General features: G+C 62.2%; 22 protein-coding genes, 2 tRNA genes and 1 riboswitch. Of the genes, 10 read left to right on the top strand and 14 right to left on the bottom strand.

Features of this window, described 5'->3' with window-relative positions; all coding sequences use genetic code 11:
- Positions 1–17: 17 nt before the first annotated feature.
- Positions 18–1,064 (bottom strand): M23 family metallopeptidase, encoded by a 1,047-nt coding sequence (locus ACLQ8T_RS02675; RefSeq protein ID WP_413455599.1) that lies wholly within the window; start codon positions 1,062–1,064, stop codon positions 18–20.
- Positions 1,065–1,068: 4 nt separating this feature from the next.
- Positions 1,069–1,219, bottom strand: a riboswitch (cyclic di-AMP (ydaO/yuaA leader).
- A gap of 103 nt (positions 1,220–1,322) precedes the next feature.
- Positions 1,323–2,021 carry an iron dependent repressor, metal binding and dimerization domain protein gene (locus ACLQ8T_RS02670; RefSeq protein WP_204720587.1) on the bottom strand — a complete coding sequence of 233 codons (699 nt, stop codon included), beginning with the start codon at positions 2,019–2,021 and terminating at the stop codon, positions 1,323–1,325.
- 260 nt (positions 2,022–2,281) lie between these two features.
- Here ACLQ8T_RS02670 and serC point away from each other — a divergent pair, with 260 nt between their 5' ends.
- Positions 2,282–3,403, top strand: coding sequence for a phosphoserine transaminase (gene serC, locus ACLQ8T_RS02665; protein ID WP_204720585.1), 1,122 nt, complete (start codon positions 2,282–2,284; stop codon positions 3,401–3,403).
- A gap of 72 nt (positions 3,404–3,475) precedes the next feature.
- Here the strand turns inward: serC and ACLQ8T_RS02660 are convergent, their stop codons facing one another.
- Positions 3,476–4,093, bottom strand: coding sequence for a DUF3027 domain-containing protein (locus tag ACLQ8T_RS02660; RefSeq protein ID WP_413455598.1), 618 nt, complete (start codon positions 4,091–4,093; stop codon positions 3,476–3,478).
- 3 nt (positions 4,094–4,096) lie between these two features.
- Positions 4,097–4,480 carry a cold-shock protein gene (locus tag ACLQ8T_RS02655; protein ID WP_204720581.1) on the bottom strand — a complete coding sequence of 128 codons (384 nt, stop codon included), beginning with the start codon at positions 4,478–4,480 and terminating at the stop codon, positions 4,097–4,099.
- 255 nt (positions 4,481–4,735) lie between these two features.
- On the opposite strand from ACLQ8T_RS02655, the gene ACLQ8T_RS02650 reads away from it, so the two are divergent.
- The 5 genes from ACLQ8T_RS02650 to ACLQ8T_RS02630 all read left to right on the top strand — a co-directional run bounded on the left by ACLQ8T_RS02650 (position 4,736) and on the right by ACLQ8T_RS02630 (position 8,647).
- On the top strand, positions 4,736–4,954 hold the full coding sequence (locus ACLQ8T_RS02650; RefSeq protein WP_204720579.1) for a hypothetical protein: 219 nt from the start codon (positions 4,736–4,738) through the stop codon (positions 4,952–4,954).
- Positions 4,955–5,012: 58 nt separating this feature from the next.
- Complete coding sequence (locus tag ACLQ8T_RS02645) at positions 5,013–5,720, top strand: response regulator transcription factor (protein WP_038990042.1); 708 nt, start codon at positions 5,013–5,015, stop codon at positions 5,718–5,720.
- Between the two features lie 52 nt (positions 5,721–5,772).
- Positions 5,773–7,311, top strand: coding sequence for a sensor histidine kinase (locus tag ACLQ8T_RS02640; RefSeq protein ID WP_204720577.1), 1,539 nt, complete (start codon positions 5,773–5,775; stop codon positions 7,309–7,311).
- A gap of 111 nt (positions 7,312–7,422) precedes the next feature.
- On the top strand, positions 7,423–7,713 hold the full coding sequence (locus ACLQ8T_RS02635) for a WXG100 family type VII secretion target (protein ID WP_038990044.1): 291 nt from the start codon (positions 7,423–7,425) through the stop codon (positions 7,711–7,713).
- 43 nt (positions 7,714–7,756) lie between these two features.
- Positions 7,757–8,647 carry a DUF4031 domain-containing protein gene (locus ACLQ8T_RS02630; protein WP_204720575.1) on the top strand — a complete coding sequence of 297 codons (891 nt, stop codon included), beginning with the start codon at positions 7,757–7,759 and terminating at the stop codon, positions 8,645–8,647.
- Positions 8,648–8,749: 102 nt separating this feature from the next.
- On the opposite strand, the gene groL is transcribed toward ACLQ8T_RS02630, so the two are convergent.
- From groL to ACLQ8T_RS02615, 3 genes are all read right to left on the bottom strand, one after another.
- Entirely contained in the window at positions 8,750–10,387 is a 1,638-nt protein-coding gene (gene groL / locus ACLQ8T_RS02625; protein WP_204720573.1) for a chaperonin GroEL, read from the bottom strand.
- Positions 10,388–10,683: 296 nt separating this feature from the next.
- Complete coding sequence (locus tag ACLQ8T_RS02620) at positions 10,684–11,289, bottom strand: LytR C-terminal domain-containing protein (protein ID WP_204720571.1); 606 nt, start codon at positions 11,287–11,289, stop codon at positions 10,684–10,686.
- A gap of 42 nt (positions 11,290–11,331) precedes the next feature.
- A complete protein-coding gene (locus ACLQ8T_RS02615; protein ID WP_038990048.1) occupies positions 11,332–11,622 on the bottom strand; it encodes a DUF3263 domain-containing protein in 291 nt (96 codons plus the stop codon).
- 155 nt (positions 11,623–11,777) lie between these two features.
- Here ACLQ8T_RS02615 and ACLQ8T_RS02610 point away from each other — a divergent pair, with 155 nt between their 5' ends.
- Positions 11,778–12,551 (top strand): uracil-DNA glycosylase, encoded by a 774-nt coding sequence (locus ACLQ8T_RS02610; protein WP_413455597.1) that lies wholly within the window; start codon positions 11,778–11,780, stop codon positions 12,549–12,551.
- On the opposite strand, the gene ACLQ8T_RS02605 is transcribed toward ACLQ8T_RS02610, so the two are convergent.
- A complete protein-coding gene (locus ACLQ8T_RS02605; protein WP_413455596.1) occupies positions 12,548–14,218 on the bottom strand; it encodes a threonine/serine ThrE exporter family protein in 1,671 nt (556 codons plus the stop codon). The genes ACLQ8T_RS02610 and ACLQ8T_RS02605 overlap by 4 nt on opposite strands.
- Before the next feature lie 200 nt (positions 14,219–14,418).
- On the opposite strand from ACLQ8T_RS02605, the gene ACLQ8T_RS02600 reads away from it, so the two are divergent.
- Positions 14,419–15,465, top strand: a complete 1,047-nt coding sequence (locus ACLQ8T_RS02600) for an LLM class flavin-dependent oxidoreductase (protein WP_413455595.1) — start codon at positions 14,419–14,421, stop codon at positions 15,463–15,465.
- Between the two features lie 56 nt (positions 15,466–15,521).
- Here the strand turns inward: ACLQ8T_RS02600 and ACLQ8T_RS02595 are convergent.
- Positions 15,522–15,598 (bottom strand) — tRNA-Val (locus tag ACLQ8T_RS02595).
- Positions 15,599–16,008: 410 nt separating this feature from the next.
- On the opposite strand from ACLQ8T_RS02595, the gene ACLQ8T_RS02590 reads away from it, so the two are divergent.
- Positions 16,009–16,626: a GNAT family N-acetyltransferase gene (locus tag ACLQ8T_RS02590; RefSeq protein WP_128471657.1), complete on the top strand. Its 618-nt coding sequence runs from the start codon at positions 16,009–16,011 to the stop codon at positions 16,624–16,626.
- A 27-nt stretch (positions 16,627–16,653) separates the two neighbouring features.
- On the opposite strand, the gene ACLQ8T_RS02585 is transcribed toward ACLQ8T_RS02590, so the two are convergent.
- The 5 genes from ACLQ8T_RS02585 to ACLQ8T_RS02565 form a co-directional block, all read right to left on the bottom strand.
- On the bottom strand, positions 16,654–17,580 hold the full coding sequence (locus ACLQ8T_RS02585) for a hypothetical protein (protein ID WP_413455594.1): 927 nt from the start codon (positions 17,578–17,580) through the stop codon (positions 16,654–16,656).
- 2 nt (positions 17,581–17,582) lie between these two features.
- On the bottom strand, positions 17,583–19,229 hold the full coding sequence (locus ACLQ8T_RS02580) for an N-6 DNA methylase (protein ID WP_413455593.1): 1,647 nt from the start codon (positions 19,227–19,229) through the stop codon (positions 17,583–17,585).
- Positions 19,230–19,339: 110 nt separating this feature from the next.
- Complete coding sequence (locus tag ACLQ8T_RS02575; RefSeq protein ID WP_413455592.1) at positions 19,340–20,290, bottom strand: DUF808 domain-containing protein; 951 nt, start codon at positions 20,288–20,290, stop codon at positions 19,340–19,342.
- A gap of 164 nt (positions 20,291–20,454) precedes the next feature.
- Positions 20,455–20,528: transfer RNA gene (locus ACLQ8T_RS02570), tRNA-Thr, on the bottom strand.
- 182 nt (positions 20,529–20,710) lie between these two features.
- A complete protein-coding gene (locus tag ACLQ8T_RS02565) occupies positions 20,711–21,577 on the bottom strand; it encodes a DsbA family protein (RefSeq protein WP_204720559.1) in 867 nt (288 codons plus the stop codon).
- Between the two features lie 400 nt (positions 21,578–21,977).
- Here ACLQ8T_RS02565 and ACLQ8T_RS02560 point away from each other — a divergent pair, with 400 nt between their 5' ends.
- Complete coding sequence (locus ACLQ8T_RS02560) at positions 21,978–23,441, top strand: alpha,alpha-trehalose-phosphate synthase (UDP-forming) (protein ID WP_073706479.1); 1,464 nt, start codon at positions 21,978–21,980, stop codon at positions 23,439–23,441.
- Positions 23,442–23,477 lie beyond the last annotated feature (36 nt).

The raw sequence follows: 23,477 nt of genomic DNA, 5'->3' as shown, positions 1-23,477 counted from the left end.
AATGGTGACGAAGGTCGTTATAACCAACCTGCTGAGTCTTTGAACTGGCCGTTAACGATCACTTCAAAGTGCACGTGAGGTCCGGTCGAGTTGCCGGTGCTGCCAGCCAATGCAACGACGTCACCGCGCTTAACCTTCTGACCGACCTTCACAACCAGCTTGCTGTTGTGGCTGTAACCGGTCTCCAGGCCGTTTCCGTGATCAAGCGTGATCCGGTTGCCGGAGTGCCCGGCCCAGCCGGATACGGTCACTACGCCGTCAGCTGCCGCGTAAACCTTGGTACCGCTCGGCACACCGTAATCGGTACCGCTGTGGATCATGAATCCAGGACCGGTTGGGTTCTTGCGGTACCCGAACGGAGAGGTGATGCGCTGCGTAGTAACTGGCGCAGCAAGCAGACCCGAAGTGTCCTTAATAGCCGTGATGCTACCGCCCGAGGCGGTCATGACCTCGGCGAATTTCTCTTCCTTGGCAACCTCGGGGTTCAGCTCCGAGGTCAAGGCTGCGCGCTCGACAGACAGTTCCGCATTTGCAGTTGGCGCCTTCACATCCACAACTGCGGAAGTGACGGTGCGCTGAGCGACAATCTCGCCAGCCGTGTTCTCGCCGGCACCACCCGAAAGTTGCGGGGTTACGGCAGCCAGCGCCAAGCCCGAAACTGCGGCGACAGCTGCCACCTTGTGGGCGAAGCCGCGGTGGTTGGACTTCTGTGCCTTCGACTTCAGGCTCGAAATGAATGCAACATTACCTGCAGCCTCAACCGCTGCAGGGGTACTCGCAGTCGCTTGAACAGCTCCTGGCAAGGCAACGACATTGCTCGCGGTGCCCTTGCCTGCAAGCAGGGCCTGGTTAGGCGCAACGCCGTAGCGTTGCATGGAGTCGAAGCGTCGACCAACAAAATCTGCATGGACCGGCTTGACCGGTGCAATTATCGGGACGGTGGCAGCAGCTCGTGCTGCCCGGCGCCCGCCGGTGCGCTCGATCGTCGAAGCGGTGACTTCTGCAATCACATCTACTTCAACGTCGGCAGCGCGGCGACGTCCCGCAGTCTTGGTTTCTACCAAAACAGTCCTCTCACTGTTGCGCCTACGAAGTTAGCTGTCGGGTTCGGCTACAGAGAATCAGCCGGCCTGCTTCACGCAGAACTTCACCCCAAGACGCTTGCACGCCGGAAAGTGGGTCCCCCGTTATTGCCCTCAAGATTTGGTGACCGTTTCTGGCGCAGGGCAACACTAGGCGGTCGCACCAGAATGGACAGAGCTAGCTAGTTCGCTAGCTCCGATGATTAACGTTACCTGTCAAAGCCAAAAGTTACAATTTCGTTATCTTTTCAGGGACTTTACAAATACGTGGGCACTGACCTCAACCGGCAGCTCCAGCGCGCCTTCGATGCCATCCACACGCACTACAACGTAGTCGTCGGCGCGCTCCAAGGTGACAATCGCACCCGGGCGGATTCCACCTTCGTTCAGTTGTCCGAGCAGGATTGGGTCGGTTTGGATCGGTTCGGCCAGACGCTCAATCGCCACCGGGCCGACGTTTCCGGACAACAGCGCGTCATCCAAATTCTCGACCTCGTGTGAGATTTCGCCCACCTTAGGGCCACCGAGGACTTCCAGACCCGGAATCGGGTTGCCATATGGCGACACGGTTGGCTTGCCGAGCAGGTCGAAGAGCCGGCGCTCAACACGCTCACTCATGACGTGCTCCCAGCGGCACGCTTCATCGTGCACGTACTCCCAGTCCAAGCCGATGATGTCCGAGAGCAGGCGCTCCGCCAAACGATGCTTGCGCATCACGCCCGTGGCCAATTCGTGACCTTTCTCGGTCAACGCAAGGTGGCGATCGGTCGATACGATAACCAGGCCGTCGCGCTCCATGCGCGCAACCGTCTGCGACACAGTCGGGCCCGAGTGGCCAAGACGCTCTGCGATTCGGGCACGCAGTGCCACGATCTCCTCTTCTTGAAGCTCAAGAATGGTACGCAGATACATCTCGGTTGTATCGATAAGATCAGACACAGCAGCCGCTCCTGGAAGTCACAACAAATAAGTTCGCTTGAAAAATACGTGGCGTCAATACCCCACTCTACTTGGTTGGAGCGACAGAAAGCTCTGTAACCCGCCAAGCCTTCGGCGTAACCGACCGACGCGCTTTTCTCACGACCCCCCGCTATTTGCGAAGATATCTATTGAAACGCCAAGGCTATCTATCAATATTCCGAACAACGGGTAATAGTGGCCGACATGGCACTTCAATCTATCGCTACAAGAGGAGCGCGATGAGCACGGACATCAACATTCCAGAAAATCTTCTGCCCGCCGATGGTCGATTCGGCGCAGGACCGTCCAAGGTCCGCGCAGAACAGATCCAGGCCATCGTCGATGCCGGCCCCGAATTGCTCGGCACGTCCCACCGCCAAGCTCCGGTCAAGAACCTCGTCGCTTCGGTTCAGGATGGCTTGAAGCAAATGTTCAACGCTCCCGAAGGGTACGAAGTTCTCCTCGGCGTAGGTGGCTCCACCGCATTCTGGGACGCCGCAGCATTCAGCCTGGTCCGCTCCAAGGCGCAGCACCTGTCCTTCGGCGAATTCGGCTCGAAGTTCGCCAAGGCCACCGACAAGGCGCCATTCCTGGAGCCTTCCTCGATCATTGTCGGAGAGCCGGGCACCGTTCCCGAGCCAGTCGCCGAAGCCGACGTAGACCTCTACGCGTGGCCGCACAACGAGACCTCCACCGGTGCCGCGGCCCCAATCAAGCGCGTTCCTGGCGCTAATGATGATGCGCTGGTAGTCATTGACGCAACCAGCGCCGCCGGCGGCCTGGATGTCGATCTGGCCGAAACCGACGTGTACTACTTCGCTCCGCAGAAGAACTTCGCCTCGGACGGCGGCCTGTGGCTCGCCTTCGTCTCCCCTGCTGCCATTGCCCGCATCGAGGAAATCGCGGCAACCGACCGCTGGATCCCGGACTTCTTGAACCTGGCGACCGCGCTGGACAACTCCTTGAAGAACCAGACCTACAACACCCCCTCGCTGACCACCCTGGTTGGACTGGATGCACAGATCAAGTGGATCAATGCCAACGGCGGCCTGAAGTGGGCAGCGCAGCGCACCGCGGAATCGGCGGGCAAGATCCGTGATTGGGCCGAGGCTTCCGACGTCGCTTCGCCCTATGTTGCCAACCCGGCGCACCGCTCGAATGTCATCTCCACCATCGACTTCGACGACTCGGTCGATGCCTCGGCAATTGCCAAGGCACTGCGCGCCAATGGCGTTGTCGACGTGGAGCCATACCGCAAGCTCGGTCGCAACCAGCTGCGTATCGCCACGTTCGTTGCAATTGAGCCAAGCGATGTCGAGGCACTGCTCAAGTGCATCGACTACGTGATCGAACAGCTCTAAGCAGCCGATTAAGGCCAAAGACCTTCGCGCAGCGATTCATCATCGTTGCGCGAAGGTCTTTTTCGCTGCTGCCTAGCTTTCCTTGCGCGTGCGGTTGCGCTGCGCTGCCCTGCGGCGGGCTGCCGTGCGCTGCGCGGTGCGGCGGCGACGCACCTGGCGACGTGCTGGCGACTTGTGCGGCTGCGAAGCCTCATCATCGTTTTCGGCATTCACCGCTTCGGTTTCGGCGTCCTGGTCCTTCGCTTCAGCTACTGGCTCCGATGCTTCCGGATTCTCCGCCGGCTTCGCGGATTCGGCTACTTCAGCTTCGTTGCCGGATCCAGCCCCGTCTCCTGCGGCTTCTGCGGCTTCCGCGGCCTTGGCTGCTTCAATCTCTTCCTTGGCCAGGCGGTCTGCCCATGGCACCCATGCCGGGGCCAGCAGTGACTGCTCCCCTGCGATGATGCCCACTTCGCACACCGTCAGATCCTTGGACTTGGCCCGTGGCACCCGCGCAAGCGTGGCAAACCAGGTCCATCCTTGATATCCCGTTTTCTGGGAGACAAAACGATGGGTGACAAGTCGCTCACCTTCCGCCGTGACGCCTAGGTGTTCGCCGACTTCCGACGCGCCGGCAATTTCTGCGAGCGCGTCGCGAGCAGCATTCACTGCTTCGGCGAGGGTGGTGTCCAACTTGGGTTTACGGGCCATTATTTATGCGTCCAGATCGTCGGCTACCGCGCGAAGCACGGTAGCAACCTTCTTGCCATATGCCTGTTCAGGATAACGCCCATTGCGCAAGCTATTGGAAACGTTGTCGAGCAGCTTAATAAGATCCTCGATCAGCACGGCTTCATCTTCAGGCTTCTTGCGCTTGGCGCGAGCTACCGATGGGGCCGCGTCCAGCAATCGCAGGCTCAGCGCCTGCGGTCCGCGACGGCCTTCGGCAACGCCGAATTCCAATCGGGTTCCGGGGCGCAGGTCATGCACGCCTTCGGGCAATGCCGCGGCATTGACGTAGATTTCCTTGCCGTCTTCTGCGGTGATGAAACCGAAGCCCTTGGCCTTTTCGTACCACTTAACCTTGCCGCTAGGCATGATCATTTACCTCGTTCGTTCTTTAACTAAGTTGCATGGCCGAGGCCGGCTCAGCGCCATGCATATTCATATGTTCGATCCAACGGAGCCACTGCCGGAATTCTTCTGTGCTTCTTTGCCGGGTGCTCAATCTGTTGGATCGGTTGAAGTCCTTAATCTAAGATTATGTCATCACTGGCACGCGGAATTCATCTTTGCACGCCGTTCTCGGCATTCGGCACCGCCAGCCCGGGCTCCACGGCTAAACTTGGTACCGTGAGCGATTCATCCAAAACCATGACTGCACTGTCCCGCCTGGCGATCATCATCGCCATCCTTTCCACCCTGGCGCTAATTGGAACTCTCGTCTTCTATTTCCAGGAGATCGCCATCCCGCCCGTGCTCATGCTCTTCGCGCGCGTAGGCTTGCCCATGGCATTCATCCTGGCCGCCATCGTGGTCTTCGGAAACATCGCCAAGCGCCGGAAAAGCTAAGCAGCTACCCCAGGATTCGCTCAGGAGACTCCCAGACTAATTCGGCACACTGGGATTCATGAGTCCAAAAACTGCTGAGGCAAAACTTCTCGTTGTTGACGACGAGCCGAACATCCGCGAACTGCTCTCCACTTCCCTGCGCTTTGCAGGCTTCGAAGTTGTCGCTGCCGCCAACGGGCGCGAAGCCCTCGCGGCCGTCGAGGCCGAGGAACCCGACCTGGCTGTCCTGGACGTCATGCTTCCGGACATGGACGGCTTCACCATCACCCGCAAGCTGCGCGCCGCCGGACGCCACTTCCCGGTGCTGTTCCTGACCGCCCGCGATGACACCAACGACAAGGTCACCGGCCTGACCGTCGGCGGCGACGACTATGTCACCAAGCCATTCAGCTTGGACGAGGTCGTAGCCCGCATCCGTGCCGTGCTGCGCCGCACCGCCAGCGGCGAGGACGAGAACGCGACGATTGTCGTTGCCGACCTTGAACTGGATGACGACGCGCACGAGGTCCGCCGCGCCGGCGAGATCATCGATCTCTCCCCCACCGAATTCAAGTTGCTGCGCTACCTGATGATGAATCCGAACCGCGTGCTGTCCAAGTCGCAGATCCTGGACCACGTGTGGGAATACGACTTCAACGGCGATGCCTCGATCGTCGAGTCATACATCTCCTACCTGCGCCGCAAGGTGGACCGCCCGGAATGGCCAGCACTGATCCAGACCAAACGCGGCGTCGGCTACCTGATGCGCACCCCGGACCGCCGCTAAAGGCACATGTAACGGTCCGCGCCAATAGTTGAAGGCCTTGTAAAGTCACCATATGAAGTCATTTCGAGCCCAGTGGCGCCGCACCTCGCTGCGGACCAAGCTGGTCGCGGTCATGCTTGGACTGATGATCGTCGCGATCTTCGCTACCGCCATCGGCTCAGCGCACACGCTGAGGATCGCGATGACCAGCCAGATCGACAAGCAGCTGAATGTGTCCAAGTCGACGATGGCTTACGGGCTCAACAAGGCCTACCTCTACTCCCTGAATGAGGACAACGGCAGCCGTGACGCGCTGGACGTCGATGCCACACTGCTGGGACTGAGCAGCGCCTACGCCGACATCCGCGACCAGGATGGCGAGATCGTCTACGTGATGCCGCGTTCGCGGGTGGGCCCATCCAACGGTACGGATTTGCCGTTGCTGAACATGGAGCAGATCCAGCAGCTGGCGGCCCACCCGAATTCCCCCGCCACGGTTCCCGGTGCTTTCCCCACCTCCGCTGGCTGGCGCACGGTCATGATCCCGCTGAAGAGCAGCGAACTGAACCTGTTCTTGTCCCTGCCACTGGACAATGTGAACCGCACCGTGAACCAGACCGCGGTGCTGGTGCTCTCCACCGGCACGCTCACCGCTCTGCTGATGTCGATGATCGCCTATGGCCTCACCGGACGTTCGCTCAAGCCGCTGATCAATGTGGAGCGCACCGCGTCGATGATCGCCGACGGCGACCTGTCCCAACGCGTGAAGGACTACCCGGCAGAGACCGAAGTGGGCAGGCTTTCCCGCTCGCTGAACGCCATGCTGGCCCAGATCGAAAAGGCGTTCAACGACCGCGAAGCTTCCGAGCAGAAGATGCGCCGCTTCATCCAGGACGCCTCGCATGAGTTGCGCACCCCGTTGGTGACTATCCAGGGCTACTCTGAGTTCTATCGCTACGGCGGGCTGGCGGATCCGGAAGCCATGGATTCGGCGATGAGCCGCATCGAAGGCGAATCCAAGCGCATGGCGCGCCTCGTTGAAGACCTGTTGATGCTCGCCCGCCTGGACGAGCAACGCCCCATGGAACGGCAGCCGGTGGACCTGCTGGTCCTCGGCCAGGACGCGGTGGAAGACACCAAGGTCCGCGCACCCGACCGCACCGTCAAGCTCGTCGGGCTGACCTCCGACCGGCCAAGCCCGGCCAGCACCGTCGGCGATGACGCCAGGATCCGGCAGATCATTGCCAACCTGCTCACCAATGCGCTGCGCTACACCCCGGAAGGTTCACCGCTGGAAATTGCCGTGGGCGTGCGTTCACTGGTGGCCGGAACGATGGACGCCGTCGTTGAGGTCCGCGACCATGGCCCGGGCATCCCGGCCGAAGACTCCAAGCGGATCTTCGAACGCTTCTACCGCTCCGACAGCTCGCGCCATCGCGAGACCGGCGGTTCCGGACTGGGCTTGGCAATCGTAGCGGCCATCGTCCAGCAGCACGGTGGTTCGGTGGCGTTGGCCGATACCCCCGGCGGAGGAGCAACGATGTCCATCTCGATGCCCTACGTGCCGCTTCCTGAACCGAAGGCCCCGGAAGTCGACGATACCGAGGATTAGCGCCGTTGGACTTCTCCACACCCCGTGCCGGTTTGCTCCGGCACGGGGTGCGGTGTTTCTAGGGTAAGTGCATCAGTGACCGATTCACGTATTTTAGAAAGGGTGATTTCAGTGAGCACGTTCTCCACCAACACCGGTGAGATGCAGGTAAAATCCCAGGCCGTCATGAATACCATCGACCGGCTGCGCAATGAAGTCTCAACCATGCAGATGAACCTGGACCAATTGCAAAGCACGTGGCAGGGCTCCGCCGCGGCTTCCTTCCAGTCGATCGTGGCCGAATGGCGTTCAACGCATGTCCAGATCGAGGAGGCGCTGAGCAGCATTGCCACCGCGCTGAACCACGCCTCCATGCAGTACGAAGAGGTCGAGCAGGTCAATACCTCGCTGTTCCGATACTGACCAGCGCACGCGCAGCGGCAGGTTGATCAGTAGGCTTAGCATCATGAGCATTCTGATTGACCCGCCGCGCTGGCCTGCCCACGGCACGCTCTTCGCCCATCTGGTGTCGGATACGTCATTGGCTGAACTGCATCAGTTCGCCGAGCAGCAGGACATCTCGCGCCGTGCCTTCGACCGGGACCATTACGATGTCCCGCGCGAACGCTACGACGAGCTCGTTTCCGCCGGCGCTCTCGAGGTCACCGGCAGCGAACTGGTGAGGGCACTGGTCGAATCCGGGATTCGGATCCCGGCCAAATACCGTCCGGAGAAATTAGGGGCGGTGCTCGCCCGCCGGTGGTCCCGCACCTTGCCTACCGAACCGCAGCTCGGATCCGAGCTGCTGGGCTGTTGGTCCCAGAGCCACCGGCACTACCATGACCGGGTCCATCTGCTCTCCGTGCTGGAAGCCATCGACTGGCTGGCCAAGAACCAGACCGATCCTGAAGAGCTCATGCTCCTCCAGCTCGCCGCCTGGTTCCACGATGCCGTCTACGAGGGAACCAGCGAAGACGAATTCAAATCGGCAATCATGGCCCGCGAGCGGCTGTGGGGAGTGCTCTCCCCCGGTGCCGTGTCGAAGGTCAGCGACCTGGTCATGCTCACCGCAACGCATGCGCCCGCAGAAACCGATCGCCTGGGACATATCCTCTGCGATGCCGATCTGGAGGTCCTAGCCCGTCCTGCCGCGGCCTACCAGCGCTATGCCGAGGCGGTCTACAAGGAGTACGAGCATCTTCCGCGCCATGTGCTTGCCGCCGGGCGCAGCAAGATCCTAGCCAGCTTGCTGGAGAAGGAACGGATCTACGGCACCCCCGCCGGATACCAGCGCTGGGATCGCATCGCCCGGCATAATCTGCAGACCGAACTGGAACTGCTGCATGGCTGGCTTTAGCCCGGTGCCCGTTGCACGCACAACGGCCGATGGCCCGGATCCTTCCTTGGAAGGATCCGGGCCATCGGCGCGTTGACTGCGTGCTTAGTGCATGCGGGAAGCTTAGAAGCCGCCCATTCCGCCCATGCCGCCCATGTCATCGCCACCGGCTGGAGCAGCGCCAGCAGGAGCTGGCTTATCTGCGACAACAGCTTCGGTGGTCAGGAACAGGCCAGCGATCGATGCGGCGTTCTGCAGTGCCGAACGGGTCACCTTCACTGGGTCGTTGACGCCTGCTTCGAGCAGGTTCACGTACTCGCCGGTTGCGGCGTTCAGGCCGTGGCCAGCAGCCAGGCCCTTGACCTTGTCAGCGACAACGCCTGGCTCCAGGCCGGCGTTCAGTGCGATCTGCTTCAGCGGGGCTTCGATGCCAACGCGAACGATGTTCGCACCGGTTGCCTCGTCGCCTTCCAGAGCCAGCTTCTCGAAAGCAGCGGCGCCAGCCTGAATCAGTGCAACGCCGCCACCGGCGACGATGCCTTCTTCAACAGCAGCCTTGGCGTTGCGCACGGCATCCTCGATGCGGTGCTTGCGCTCCTTGAGCTCCACCTCGGTAGCAGCGCCGGCCTTCAGCACAGCGACACCGCCGGAGAGCTTTGCGTGGCGCTCCTGCAGCTTCTCGCGGTCGTAGTCCGAGTCGGTGTTCTTGATCTCGGCTGCGATCTGCGCCTTGCGGCCCTCGATGGCGTCGGCTTCGCCGCCGCCTTCAACGATGGTGGTCTCGTCCTTGGTGATGACGACCTTGCGGGCGGTACCCAGGACCTCCAGGCCGACGTTGTCCAGCGACAGGCCGATTTCCTCGGAGACGACCTGGCCGCCGGTGAGGATGGCGATGTCGGTCAGCATGGCCTTGCGGCGATCGCCGAAGCCCGGAGCCTTGACGGCAACGGACTTGAACAGGCCGCGGATCTTGTTCAGGATCAGGGTGGCCAGGGCTTCGCCCTCGACGTCTTCGGCGATGATCAGCAGCGACTTGTTCGACTGCATGACCTTCTCCAGCAAGGTCACCATGTCCTTGACCGAGGAGATCTTCGAGTTCACGATGAGGATGTATGGGTCCTCGAGAACGGTTTCCTGGCGCTCTGCGTCGGTGACGAAGTAAGCGGAGATGTAGCCCTTGTCGAAGCGCATGCCCTCTGCCAGCTCCAGCTCCAGGCCGAAGGTGTTGGACTCTTCAACGGTGATGACACCCTGCTCGCCAACCTTGTCCAGAGCCTCAGCGATCAGGGCGCCGATCTCGGTATCGCCTGCGGAGATCGAAGCGGTAGCGGCGATCTGCTCCTTGGACTCGATCTTCTTCGCAGCGGCGAACAGCTCGGCGGTGACGGCTTCTACAGCCTTGTCGATGCCGCGACGCAGTGCGATTGGGTCAGCACCTGCGGCAACGTTGCGCAGGCCTTCCTTGACCAGTGCCTGTGCGAGCACGGTTGCGGTGGTGGTACCGTCGCCGGCGACGTCGTCAGTCTTCTTGGCAACTTCCTTGACCAGCTCTGCGCCGATCTTCTCGTAAGGCTCTTCGAGGTCGATTTCCTTAGCGATGGACACGCCGTCGTTGGTGATAGTAGGAGCGCCCCACTTCTTCTCCAGAACAACGTTGCGGCCGCGTGGGCCCAGGGTGACCTTCACGGCGTCAGCAAGGGTGTTCAGGCCGCGCTCTAGTCCGCGGCGTGCTTCCTCGTCAAATGCAATCATCTTAGCCATTGTGGCGTACGGTCCTTTCGGGACGATTTTGCGAAAATGCAACCGACAGACAGCGCCCGCGACGGACGAGTGGACCGGCGCGGCATCGGGCCAGCAACCGTTTCAGCTCTCGCTATCTGAGGTATTTTCCACGCTTCAGGCGCCGCATCCGCCATCCGGCGCTTCGGACGTTCCTGGTGAACGCACAAGCCGACCGGCGTTAGCAGTCGCAACGCATGAGTGCTAATACAAATATTGGCACTCTCGCATGGCGAGTGCAAGCCGATCGGCTCTGAGCGTATGGAATTATGAACGAATTATTCGTTGAGCCCCAGGGTGTCGTCGGATCCCAAAACGACGGTGACCCGGTTCGGAATGTTGCTGGTCTGCAGGACTTCGTCGATATTCAGGACTTCTGCGGCTTTTTCAGCGGTGGTCCGGTAGGCCTCGGACATGTAGTAGACCGCGGACACTTCGGCCGACTTGGTCCAGTTGTCGGCGACGACGCTGGTGAACCCGGCTTCGGTCATGGCTTCCTCGCCAGCGTTGGCCAGGCCGGCGACGCTTGCCGCGTTGTAGACGCCAATCAGCTGGCCATAGAGGACGTCTTCGTCATCGATGGTGCTTGATGGCGATTCGGATTCGCTCGGTGTTGCTTCCTCGGAGGACTCGGCCGTCTCTTCCTGCGATTGCGAGGTTTCGCTTTCAGCCGAAGTCGCAAGGGTCTCCTTGAGCTGCGGACCGAAGATGAAGGACAAGGCACCGATCACCAGCACGAGCACTGCGGTCAGCACCACCCAGCGCAGTTTCCCACCGGTTGACTTTGACGCGGCGGACTGCGCCCATCCGTGGGCGTGGTGCGAACCCACACGGGTGCTGAATTCCGGAACGCGATCAAATTCGTCACGCGGGTAGTTGGTCATTCTCGTCCTTGCTCGAGGTCTGATTGGTCACGGCAGGCAGGGTTATCGTCCCGTGCCGACCTTACCGCCCACGCGACGTTTTGTAGAACGTGCTCTGCGCAGGCGCTTGACCAACATCGGGTCGTAGGCCAGTGCCGCGTCGGTTTCAATCAGCTGGTTCAGCAGCTGGTAGTAATTCGTCGGCGACATCGAAAACTGCTTGGTAATGGCTTGTTCCTTGGCCCCGGCATACTTCCACCACAACTTTTCCAGGTTGAGGATCTGTTGCGAACGCTCGTCCAATTCCGAATCCGGGTTCATCACGAAATCCGCCAGCAATCCATTCTCAGCCATACGTTCTCACCTCGGTTCTTGGATCGGTTTTCTCGGGTTTCGGCTATGCATGCAATCCACCACCGGTAGATATACCACCGATATTCTAACCAATCTGCTTGCCTAACACCGTGTGGCCGAGCACAGGCACGCCAGAAAACGGCACAATTGCCTCTATGGACGATATGCAGCCAGCACTTTTCGACGCTCCCGAGCCAGCCGCGGCGCCCGTGTATGAAGCGGCGGATTTCCCGTTCTACCACGGCGCAAAATCCATGGCCGACCACGGGTTTATTGCCGAAGACTGGGTTCCTGCGCTCAGCCGCCAGGACGCGCTGCTGCGTCGCTTGGCCAGCGATTTGGCGGCCCGCTCGGCCGCCGGCGAACAGATCCTTCCAGCGCCGGAGGTGATGTTCCGCGCACTGAGCTTGCCATTATCCGAGGTCAAGGTCCTAATTATTGGCCAGGACCCCTATCCGACGCCCGGCCACCCCAACGGCTTGGCCTTCGCGGCGAATAAGCAGGTCCGCCCGCTGCCGCGTTCTCTGGCCAATATCTACAAGGAGCTGCAGGCCGATCTCGGTCTGGATCCGGTCCCACATCCGGATCTGGGTCCCTGGCTGTCCCAGGGAGTCTTGTTGCTGAACCAGGTGCTCTCGGTGACCGCGGGCAATGCCGGCTCGCACCAGAAGCTGGGGTGGGCGCCAATCCTGCAGGCGATCCTCCTGGCGCTGAATGAGCGGCCGCTGCCTTTGGTGGCGCTGCTGTGGGGCAATCATGCGCAGAAGCTTTCCGGGTTGCTGCCCAATGCCATGCAGCTGCAAAGCGCCCACCCCTCGCCGCTCTCCGCCTCGCGCGGCTTCTTCGGTTCCAAGCCCTTCTCGAATATCAATCGGCTCCTGTCCGATAGCGGGCAGGAGCCGATCGACTGGTCATTGCCGAGAACCTAGCGTCGGCGGATGCGCCGGCGCTCACGCCGGGCGGTAGAGGTCAGCGGACGGCACAGCGTATCGCCGAAGACGACCCCGCCAGCGATGGAAAGCATGATCGCCATCGCGTTGAACATCTCCACCAGGCCGGTGGCCATGTCTTCCACGTTGATGACGATTCCGTACATTGCGCGGAAGATCATCAAGCCGGGAAGCAGGAACATGACCGCGGGGGCTGCCAGCACCAGCTGCGGGGACCGGAGCTTGTCTGCGGCCAGCCGGGCGGCGAAGCCGATCACCGTGGCTACCAGCGCCGGGGTGGCCCGTTCACCGAGTCCAATACTTGCGGCCAGCAGCTGCACCAGGTAGCCGCCGACAGCAATCCCGGCGGTAGGCAGCAGCAGGCGCAGCGCGCTTTGCTCGGTGACCGCACCGGCAACGATGGCCACGCCCACCAGGATCGCCAGTAGCCAAGACGGATACTCTGTTGTCGCGATCTGGTGGACATCGACCTTTTCCCCGCCGAGCAGATCCGAGATCACCAACGCGGTGGCAATGCCGCAGAGGATCGCCCCGTAGATCAGGCTGGCAGAGAACAGGCGGCCTACCGCGGTCACCGGGAAGCCGTTGATGGCATCTTGCAATGCCGAGACGAACCTGCCCGACGGGAGCAGCAGCAGGATGCCGCCGGAAACCACCAACGCCGGATCCAGCGGTGCATGGAATTGGTGCCCCAGCAAGGCGATGCCGGTGACCGCAAAGGTCGAGGCGGCAATGGTGAAGAACTCGGGCACCCGCCAGCGCGAACCGTACCGGCCGATCTGCGTCACGAGGCTCGAAGAGAGCATCGCCACCAGCGCGCCGGCCCAAGAACCGCCGATGAACAGCACGAACGCGGCGGCGAACACTGCCCGGCCGCAGGCGACGATCCAACGCGGGAACGGCTTGGGCTGCCGGGTGATCTCCTTCAGCCGCTTGGCCGAGGCGGTGCGCGATACGCCACCGGCAATGATGTCCGAGACGAGCTCGTGCACCAGCACCATGCCGGCGTAGTTCGCAGTGTAGGAGCGAACCACGCGCAGCACCGAATAGCTTTCGGCATCCGGCGGGCTGTAGTTCAAATGCAGGGACTGGTTGGTGATGTCCACATCCAAGTGGCTCAGGCCCAGCGCCGCGGTCACCGCGATGATGCTGGTTTCCACTTCCAGGGCGCCTGCGCCGTAGCGGATCAGGGTCTCGCCCAAGTCCAGCGCGAATTCCATGGTGCGCCGGTTGGATGCGTCCTGGTCCACATTGATCTTGGGGTTGGCGTAAGGCGTGCCCTGGAGACGCTCAACGATATTCAGCGCCTGGGTGGGAGGGGTGTCCGAGATCCACATTTTCGCCAGCAGGCGGCGGGCCACCGGGTTGGCACGGGTAGGCATGAGGGTGATGCCCTCATCGGTGGTATGGACCTGGCCGGTGCGCCACTCGATATCGGAGGCATCGGCAGCCGCCACATTGGCGCTGACCGCGGTGTTGAGCGGCAGTTCCGAGGCCATTGCAGGCTCTTCGGCCGGTTCCGCCGGATGGAAGCCCATGTTGATCTCACTAGTGGCAATGCGGGGCAAGGCGCCAGCGGCAGGAGTCGGATCCTCGCCTGCGGCAGTCGACTCGGCGGACTGCTCCTCGCTAGATCGATGCGCCACGAATCACTCCCCCTCAACCAAAGTTTTTCCCATGGGATTCACCATACAACCCGTGCATGGGAAGTTGGCCGGAACGTGGTGAATTCGCGAGGTATCCCCGGACACATTCAGGGGTATTTTCGGCCACTGGAATACTGCCGGTCCGCAGTTGGTTGCACCAAACGGAAGTTAGATGTGTTTGCATATATTCGGAGGTTGCAGTGACTACGCAGTTCCCCTTGCCCGAGATCGGCGCCGAGACCTTCGGCGACATCACCGAGGACGCCGACGGCAACCCGCTGAGCCATGCCCAGGTGATCCGCAATGTCATCGCCGAAGGGCAGCAGGCCGAAGCCTCGAATCTTGATTTCTTCGGCGTGGGCGAGCACCACCGCGACGACTACGCCATCACCTCCCCCGAAATCGTGCTGGCCGCGCTGGCCAGCACCACGCAGCGCATCAAGCTGGGCACCGCGGTGACCGTGCTCTCCAGCGACGACCCGGTGCGCGTCTACGAACGCTTCGCCACCTTGGACGCGATCTCCAACGGGCGGACCGAGATCATCGCCGGTCGTGGCTCCTTCATCGAATCCTTCCCGCTGTTCGGACTGGACCTCGAGGACTACGAGGAGCTGTTCGAGGAGAAGCTGCACCTGCTGGCCAAGTTGCGCCACGGCGCACCGGTGTCTTGGCAGGGCAAGCACCGCTCCGCATTGCGCAACCAGCAGATCTACCCGCTGTTGGAGGGCAAGCCGCTGACCACGTGGGTGGGGGTTGGCGGCAGCCCGCAGTCGGTGATCCGCGCGGCCCGGCACGGCCTGCCGCTGTGCCTGGCCATCATCGGCGGCCAGCCTTCGGCGTTCGAAGGCCTGGCCACCCTCTACCGCCGCGCGCTGGAGGAATTCGGCCAGGAGCAGCTGCCGGTCTCGGCGCACTTCCATGGCCTGGTGGCTTCCAGCGACGAGGAAGCCCTGGAAACGCTCTGGCCCCATTACCAGCGCACCATGAACCGGCTGGGGGCCGAACGGGGCTGGCCGCCTGCCAGCAAAATGCGCTTGCAGGCCTCCATGGGACCGGAGGGAGCCATGATGGCCGGCAGCCCGGAGACCGTGGCGCAAAAGATGGCCAAGGTGGCCCAGGAGCTGGGCCTGTCCCGCGTCGACATCAAGTACTCTGCGGGATCCTTGCCGCACGAGGCGATGCTGGAGAGCATCAAGCTGCTTGGCGAAGAGGTCAAGCCACGGGTGCACCAGCTGCTCGGAGCTTAGCTTCCGGACTGCGCCGGAGACGGCGAAAGCCACCGCAATGCGGTGGCTTTCGCTCTTGGTGGATCTTACTGGACTCGAACCAGCGACCTTTCGCGTGTGAGGCGAACGCTCTAACCAACTGAGCTAAAGATCCATCTGCGCCCTGACTTGCTAGCCAAGTGCATAAGCAATCCTACCGGGGAAACGAGTCCCGCTCCAAATCGGCCCCGGCTCAAGCCACCGGATCCCTGCCCCGAACACGCCGATGTGCCGAATCGAACGCCGCGTTGAATCCCGGCAGCTTGGCCAGTGAGTAGAGCAGAAAAACAATGCCGAATGGTTTATTTGGGATTCACCTGAAAGTACCCTTTTCCACTTGTCAAAAAGGGACTTCAGGCTCCATAATTTTTCTAGCTCATCGAGCTCAAACTGGACCCTACAAGGAAGTTGCCGGAAGCCGCCGGCATCGGTCCCCTCAAGGCCAACGAAACCGCGCAGTGGATTTTAATCCACCGCGCAAAGCCTCATCTTTCGTTCGTTCTTAGCTTTTAGGACCGTACCCCAGTGTTTGAAAACCTGAACTTTTCCTTGTCATCCCTATGCGTTCAGCCAGCCCAGCGCGACGAATTGGCGACCCTCTACACCGTGGTCGACCAGCGCTGGCATCAGAAGTTCGATCGCCTCAGCCTCCTGGTGACCGTGCGCGACCAGGGCACCCTGGTTGCCGCCGGACTGGTGCACGACTCCATCGTGGCGCCGACGTCCTCTATGAACGCGGTGGAACTGGGCTGCATGGCCGTGCGCGCCGACTACCGCCGCCTGGGTATCCGCCAGCATGTGACCTCATTGCGCCTGGCCCACGCCCTGCGTTCGGGCAAGACCCCGATCAGCGTCATCGATTCGCAGAACCCTGCCTCCTGGGCCTTCTACGAGCGCTCAGAGCTGTGGCAGCGCGAGCGCAGCTTCGAGCACGAGGGCCGGCTCAAGTTCATCTACCGGGCCACCGAAGCCGCCTGGCAGTGGGCCGCGGACCTGCCGCAGGCTTCCGCCGACCAGGTAGCCATCCAGCTGCCTGGCGCCGCGCAGCCGGTCCCGAGCCTGGCTCTGCCCGCCAGCCCGATGCACCGCTTCGCCGCGCAGTTCGGCTCCGAGGATCCGGCCTCCGCCGTGCCGGTGATGTGACGGCCTGGGACGGCTTTCTGGATCAGGCTAGAACAGGGCGTCCTGCTGCTCGTCCACCATGGCGTGGCCCGGCAGCGGGGCGACTTCGCCGGCCCGGCGAGCGCGAGCTGCCTCGTGCAAGTCGATCGGGGTGACCTTCAGGACCGCATCAACCATGGCGTTGAGGAACTGCGGGGCGGCAATGTCGGCCGGCACCGGGGCATGGACGCACTTGACCTCCGGATGCTCGTCCGCATCATCCCAGTCCACCAGCAGCAGGCCGGTGGCGGTGTAGCCGAAGCCGTCGCCGAAGTCGCGCAGCTTGCGGATCATGTCCACAGTGCGGCGGAAGGCCGCCGGCTCGGATTCCAGGATCGTGGCGCGCTGCACGAAGAAGAACCCGACGGCGGCCAGCGGGTAGCGGGCACGCAGGTTCGCCGCGTCGCCGTAGGCCTCTTCATAGCGGTTGGCCAGATTCTTGCCGAAGGACGAGGTCATCGCCTTGGTGCTCAGCAGCAGTTCGGGGCCGGTGGACCAGTGGGTCATCACCACGTCGGTCTGCTTCATGTAGGCGCGGCCCAGGATGCGCGCGTCGGTGCTGCCCGCCTTGCCGGCCATGATGGACTCGTGCACCTCGTCGGCCAGCCGCTCGGGCAGCTTGCGCAGCAGCTGGAGGATGTCGCTGGACAACACCCGCGGCGCTTCCGGGCGCGGCCAGACCAGGTCGGCATCGAATCCGGCACGCCGCAGCTCGTGCGCCAGCCAGGCATCCACGCCCTGGGCGAAGCGGCCCGAACGGGTGACGGCCTTGGAACGCACCGGGATGCTCAGCAGCCGTTCGAGCACCGCGTAGGAGGGGTTGAATTCCCCGGTGACCGCGCCATTATTCAGCCAGGGCGAATCCTTCGGCGCTGACATCAAGGTGGTGTCGAATTCGGCGAAGGCCAGGGTCTTCTCGATCGCAGGATTGGCCACTCTTATCCCTTCACTGCTTTGCTTCTGGCCTTGCGGCGTTCGAGCATGTTCATCCGCGCCGCGCGCACCGCCTCGATCGCTTCCGGCTCCAGGTCGAGCAGCGCCTTGAGCACCACTGAATCCACCAGGTTCGTGGCTTCCTGCTTGCGCCCATGGGCCAGCAGCTCGCGCACCTCGGGCTTGATGGCGCGCAGTTCCGGGGCGTGGCGCTGCACCATGCCGATGGCCGGGACCGGCAGCTGGTCGGCTTCGCGCGGCTCCAGCTTCAGGATGCCCCCGCCGTAGGAGCGTCCCACCATTTCGGCGCCGAGCATGGTCAGCGTGTTCAGCGACGCCACTGGCAGCAGCTCGCGGCCCAGCTCCCTGGCATCGGCGCCGAGGTACACCCCGTGGACCGAGTTGATATGGTGCACGGCGGCCTCGTTGGCGGTCAGCCGCGGGGTATCGGCGTTCATGTAGGTCATGAACAGATCCGGTACCGACAGCACCGGCACCCGCCACCACGGCGAGCGCACCCGGCACTTGTAGGCCGCGTCCACGTTCTGCAGTTCGCCGCTGGCCACGAAGCGCGCGCCGGCGTTGCTGGGTTCCGCGGCGGGACGGAACATCCAGGCCGCCGCCCCGTGCGCTGCCAGCTTCTCCCAGCCTTCCCCGCTCAGCTCCAGCCCGCGCAGGTGGCGCGAGCCCGGCGGCGAGATGCGGATCAGGTCCTCTTCGGCCAATCCCAGCTCCTGGACCTGCGCGGCGGAAAGCGTGAACCACTTGTTGTTGCCGGTGACCGCGCCCAGCGAGGTTTCGCCCCAGGACTGCAGTGGCGCCATCCGCCCGGCGGCCAATGCCGCGGACAAGATCCCCTGTGCCTCAAGGCCCACCAAGGACCCGGTCCAGCGCTCGTTGCCGCGCGCCGGGGTGTGCCGGGTGCCCTCGCCCAGGGCCTGCAGGTCATGGGCATTGCGGAATTGGTGCAGGCTGAAGGAATCGCTGGAGCCCTGGCGGTACCCCTCGGCCAGCAGAAGCACCACTTCTTCCTGCGCGTCGGCAAACAGGCGCTCCTCGAAGACTGCCAGGTGCACGCTGGCGAAGCGCTCGAGCAGCATCTGGCGCACCGGCCCGGCATAGTTCACGAACATCAGCTCTGCCGGCAGCACCAGTGCCAGCCGCCCGCCGGCGGCCAGGAAGCTGGTGGAGTGCACGACGAAGGCCGCCCAGATGCTGGCCAGCTCGTTCAGCTCCACGCCCGAGGCCTTGGCCGCGGCGCGCGAGAGCTGCCGGTCGGCACCGCGGTGCAGCTGGTAGCGCACATAGGGCGGATTGCCGATGACCGCATCGAAGTCTGAGTGCCCGGGAACCTCGAAGAAGTTGGCCTGCTCGATCCGCGCGTCGATCCCGGCGGCCTGCATCCGCGCACGGGCCGCCTGCACCGACGGCTCGTGCAGCTCCAGGCCCACCAATTCCACCGGGCCCCTGCCGTCTTCCAGCACCGCGTTCGCGGCGGCCAGGAATTGCGCGTCGCCGCAGGAGGGTTCCAGAACCCTGCTGCCGTGCTGCCCCAGGGCCCACTGCGCCATGAAGCTGGCCACGGGTTCCGGGGTGAAGTAGGCGCCGCGCGCATGGCGGGCGGTGGCCGGATCAGTCAATTCTCTACTCAACACTCATCGATCTTTCCACGCAGGCCAGACAGTTTGGCTGGCCCAGAAGACCGGGTCCGGGCTGCAACTTCTCTATTCTACGTGCGCGGGACGCCCGCTGATTTCCGTTTCTAGTGGGCGGCTTCGGCTTCGCCCTTGCGGCGCAGCTTCTGGATGCCCAGGACGATGGCGGTAATCACCGAGCCGATGATGAAACCGGCCAGGCAGGAGAAGGCGGTATTCACCAGCCAGCCGAGCATGGCGCCTGCCTGGCCGGTTGCGTCGTGGACCAGCAGCTCCACATGGTGCACGAAGCCGTACGGCGCATGCCAGCCGAGCTCGTCCATGCCGACCAGCAGCAGGTGCCCGCCGACCCAGAGCATCGCGATCACGCCGACCTTGCTCAGGATCGACATCACGATGGGCATCGCCTTGACCAGGCCGCGGCCGATCTTCTGCGAAAGCTGGCGCGGCTTGGCGGCCATGTGCAGGCCAATGTCGTCCATTTTCACGATCAGCCCCACGGCGCCATAGACCACGACGGTCATCATGATCGCGATCACGACCAGGATCAGCGCCCGGTTCAGGAAGGATTCGTGCGCCACCTCATTCAGCGAGATGACCATGATCTCCGCGGAAAGCACGAGGTCGGTGCGCACGGCCGAGCCGATGATCGCCTTCTCGTCGCGCACGCCCTCCTTGCCGCCCGGAGTGTGGTGCTTGATCGCGCCCATCGCTTCGAGCAGCTTCTCGGCGCCTTCGAAAACAAGATAGGCGCCGCCGATCATCAGGATCGGGGTCAGCGCCCAGGGGGCGAACTGCGAAAGGATCAGAGCCACCGGAAGGATGATCAGCATCTTGTTCCGGATGGAGCCAACTGCGATCTTCCAGATGATTGGAAGCTCGCGCTTCGGCGAGAGCCCTGCCACGTATTGCGGGGTGACTGCCGCATCGTCGATTACGATGCCCAGGGATTTGGTGCTGGCCCTGCCAGCGCCCAGCGCGATGTCGTCCAGCGATGCCGCGGTGACTTTCACCAGGGCGGCCACGTCGTCCAATAGTGCTGCAAGGCCTCCGGCCATGGTCGGCTCCTCAAATCTAGGTTCTGCGCAGAATTCTACCGGTGGGATCCTAGAGCCTGCCACAGGCTCGAGGTTGCATCGGGCACAATCCAGGGTGAAAACGAAAAACCGTGCCATGAAAACTCATCGGCACGGTTCCAGCTGCTGGTCCAAGACCAGATCAGAGCCCCCTACCGGATTCGAACCGGTGACCTTCAGTTTACAAGACAGACGCTCTGGCCAGCTGAGCTAAGGGGGCGTACCGAATAAGAATATCGGAAAACCCTGCGGCACTGCGAATTGGCGCAGCCGCGCAGCGCATGCCTGATTAAATGCCGATGGGAAGGAAGCCAACATTGGCTTCCTTCCCATCGACCGGGTGCGAGATCACTAAGGATACTACCGGATCCCGGACAATTGTCCAGCGGTGGCTGGATGGGCTTACTTGTTGGCAGCGATGGCTTTCTCGACCTCGGTCGGGAAGTCCTGGGTTCCCAGTGCGAACTCCTTGCCCTGGATGAAGATCGAGGGGGTGCCGGCTACGCCGTCGTACTGGCCAGCGGTAGTGGCGTACTGGACGAAGGGACGGAACTTGTCATCCTCGATGCACTTGGTCACAGATTCCGCTGCACCGTTCTGGATGGCCAGGTCCGCCAGCTCTGCGTTCTTCATCTCGCCCTCTGGGTAGTGGCCCCAGAGCGCCTTGACGAAGCTCATGTAGGCAGCTGGGCTCTCGTCGGCAACGCAAGCCAGTGCGTTCGCGCCGCGCGAGGAGAAGTTGGTTGGCGAACCACGGTCCAGGTAGCCGACGTTGCGGTATTCAACGGTGACATCGCCATTGGCCAGCCATTCTTCGATCTGGTCTCCGTAGGTGGCCTCGAAGTCTGCGCAATGGACGCAGTTGGCATCAACGTACATGGTGATATTGATCGGCTCGCCCTTGTCAGCCACCGTCAGGTCGCGCGGGGTGGCAGGATTCGGCACTTCGGCAGGCGCTTCAAGGGTCTTGATGTCCACGTTCTCGATGGTCTTCTGTGCAACGGTGTCTGGAGAGGTGACCATGATGCCGCCCCCTGCGGTACCGCCCTGCGGCACGGCGCCGGAGTCGGCAATCTTGGCGTTGTTGTTCTGCACGATCAAAGTAACTACCAGTGCGATGACCACAATGACTGCAGCCAAGACACCCAGCTTCACGAAAAGCGACTTGCGCTTCTGGGCGGCTTCTTGCGCGGCACGCATCTGCGCCGCCTTCTCACGGGCACTCGCGGTGCGCTCCGCCTTCGATGGGCGCGGGTTATTCGTAGACATGTATTTGGCGTTTCCTTGGTCAGCGGACAAGTATCATCTGGAGTCAAGCTTAGCCAATTCCCGGGGTCCGTATCCGTGAAAACTCAAGATTGATCCACCTTCACAGGACTCACATATCTTCCGCATACAGCCCCCAAAGTACCCTTCACGGCTTAACATGAGCGTTAAACCAAGTGACCAGCGGAAATGGTTTGTCCACTGCCATTCCCATCCTGAGTACACGGCATCTGCGCAAAAGTGACGCGTATGACGGTGCAATCCGCCCCATCGTTCCCTTACCAGCCAGTTTTCATTAGGCTAAATAGCAAGAGCGAGGAAATTAGACGAGAAGTCATTCACTCAGAACCGACGAATCTGCACCACGCCGGTGAATCAGATTGAATAAACCAGGAGGTTTGCAGTGGGTAACCCAGCGCCGAGTACAAAGACCGAGAATTCCTACGATTTCGTGGTTGTGGCCAACCGCCTTCCGGTGGACCGCATCACCAATCCTGACGGGTCGCAAGGATTCCAGCGTTCGCCCGGTGGCTTGGTGACGGCCCTGGAACCTGTTATGGCCGCCTCCGAAGGCGCTTGGGTGGGCTGGCATGGCGGTATTGGCGAGGAGCTGGAGAGCTTCGACAAGGATGACATCCATCTGGTTCCGGTCCCCCTGGATGAAGACGACTTGACCCAGTACTACGAGGGCTTCTCCAACTCGACGCTGTGGCCGCTCTACCACGACGTGATCGTGCCACCGGAATACCATCGCACCTGGTGGGACCGGTACAAGAGAATCAACCGGCGATTCGCCGATGCAGTACTGGGTATTGCCGCTCCGGACGCGACCGTTTGGGTCCACGACTACCAGCTGCAGCTGGTTCCGCAGATGCTGCGGCTGGCACGCCCTGATCTGAAGATAGGCTTCTTCCTGCACATACCGTTTCCGGCAGCCAGCCTGTTCTCGCAGCTGCCGTGGCGCACGCAGATTCTGGAGGGGCTGGCCGGGGCTGATCTGGTCGGATTCCAGCGTGAAACCGATGCCAGCAATTTCCTGCGCTGCCTGCGCCGGTTCACCGGTTACTCGACCAAGGGCGATGTGGCGTCGCCGCCAGCCGGCAACGAAATGCAGAATCTCTGCCGTGCCAAGGCCCATCCGATCTCCATCGATACGGAGCACATCGCCAAGCTATCGCGCGATCCGCAAATCATCGCCCGCGCGGCACAGATCCGCCATGAGCTGGGCAACCCGAAAACCATCATGCTCGGCGTGGACCGCTTGGACTACACCAAGGGCATCCGCCACCGCCTGAAGGCCTACGGCGAGCTGCTCTCCGACCAGACGCTGCGCGCCGGCGACGTCTGCCTGATCCAGGTTGCCAGCCCCAGCCGGGAAAACGTGGACAGCTACATCGAGCTGCGCGACCAGGTGGAACTGATGGTCGGCCAGATCACCGGCCAGCATGACACCCTGAGCCACACCACCCTGCGCTACCTGCATCAGTCCTATCCGCTGCGCGAAATGATCGCCATGTACCTGGCCGCCGACGTCCTGCTGGTCACGGCCCTGCGCGATGGCATGAACCTGGTGGCCAAGGAGTACGTCGCCGCTCACCAGGACGGCCGCGGCGTGCTGGTGCTCTCGGAGTACACCGGTGCTGCCGATCAGCTGACCCAGGCCGTACTGGTCAATCCCCACGACATCGACGGGATGAAAGCCAAGATCGTGGAAGCAGTCCAGATGAACGAGACGGAGCAGGAACGCCGGATGAAGCGCATGAACCGCCATTTGGCGCTCAATGATGTTTCCAAATGGTCCGATGATTTCCTGGCTGAACTGGCCGAGATCAATGCGGCCACCTCCGTGCACGAAATCGTTCGCTAAGCAGATTCCCGCGGGAATCGTGATCCTTGATGAGGA

The organism is Glutamicibacter sp. FR1 (assembly GCF_047300825.1).
Lineage (GTDB): Bacteria > Actinomycetota > Actinomycetes > Actinomycetales > Micrococcaceae > Glutamicibacter > Glutamicibacter nicotianae.
The sequence above is the reverse complement of the archived record's forward strand: the minus strand, read 5'-3'. Positions and strand labels throughout refer to the sequence as shown.

Coding starts and splice junctions, on each gene's coding strand:
- ACLQ8T_RS02630 (WP_204720575.1), top strand. CDS start 7,757: ATGAGCATTCTGATTGACCCGCCGCGCTGGCCTGCCCACGGCACGCTC.
- ACLQ8T_RS02640 (WP_204720577.1), top strand. CDS start 5,773: ATGAAGTCATTTCGAGCCCAGTGGCGCCGCACCTCGCTGCGGACCAAG.
- ACLQ8T_RS02615 (WP_038990048.1), bottom strand. CDS start 11,622: ATGGCTGAGAATGGATTGCTGGCGGATTTCGTGATGAACCCGGATTCG.
- ACLQ8T_RS02620 (WP_204720571.1), bottom strand. CDS start 11,289: ATGACCAACTACCCGCGTGACGAATTTGATCGCGTTCCGGAATTCAGC.
- ACLQ8T_RS02655 (WP_204720581.1), bottom strand. CDS start 4,480: ATGCCTAGCGGCAAGGTTAAGTGGTACGAAAAGGCCAAGGGCTTCGGT.
- ACLQ8T_RS02575 (WP_413455592.1), bottom strand. CDS start 20,290: ATGGCCGGAGGCCTTGCAGCACTATTGGACGACGTGGCCGCCCTGGTG.
- ACLQ8T_RS02660 (WP_413455598.1), bottom strand. CDS start 4,093: ATGGCCCGTAAACCCAAGTTGGACACCACCCTCGCCGAAGCAGTGAAT.
- ACLQ8T_RS02610 (WP_413455597.1), top strand. CDS start 11,778: ATGGACGATATGCAGCCAGCACTTTTCGACGCTCCCGAGCCAGCCGCG.
- ACLQ8T_RS02565 (WP_204720559.1), bottom strand. CDS start 21,577: ATGTCTACGAATAACCCGCGCCCATCGAAGGCGGAGCGCACCGCGAGT.
- ACLQ8T_RS02645 (WP_038990042.1), top strand. CDS start 5,013: ATGAGTCCAAAAACTGCTGAGGCAAAACTTCTCGTTGTTGACGACGAG.
- serC (WP_204720585.1), top strand. CDS start 2,282: ATGAGCACGGACATCAACATTCCAGAAAATCTTCTGCCCGCCGATGGT.
- groL (WP_204720573.1), bottom strand. CDS start 10,387: ATGGCTAAGATGATTGCATTTGACGAGGAAGCACGCCGCGGACTAGAG.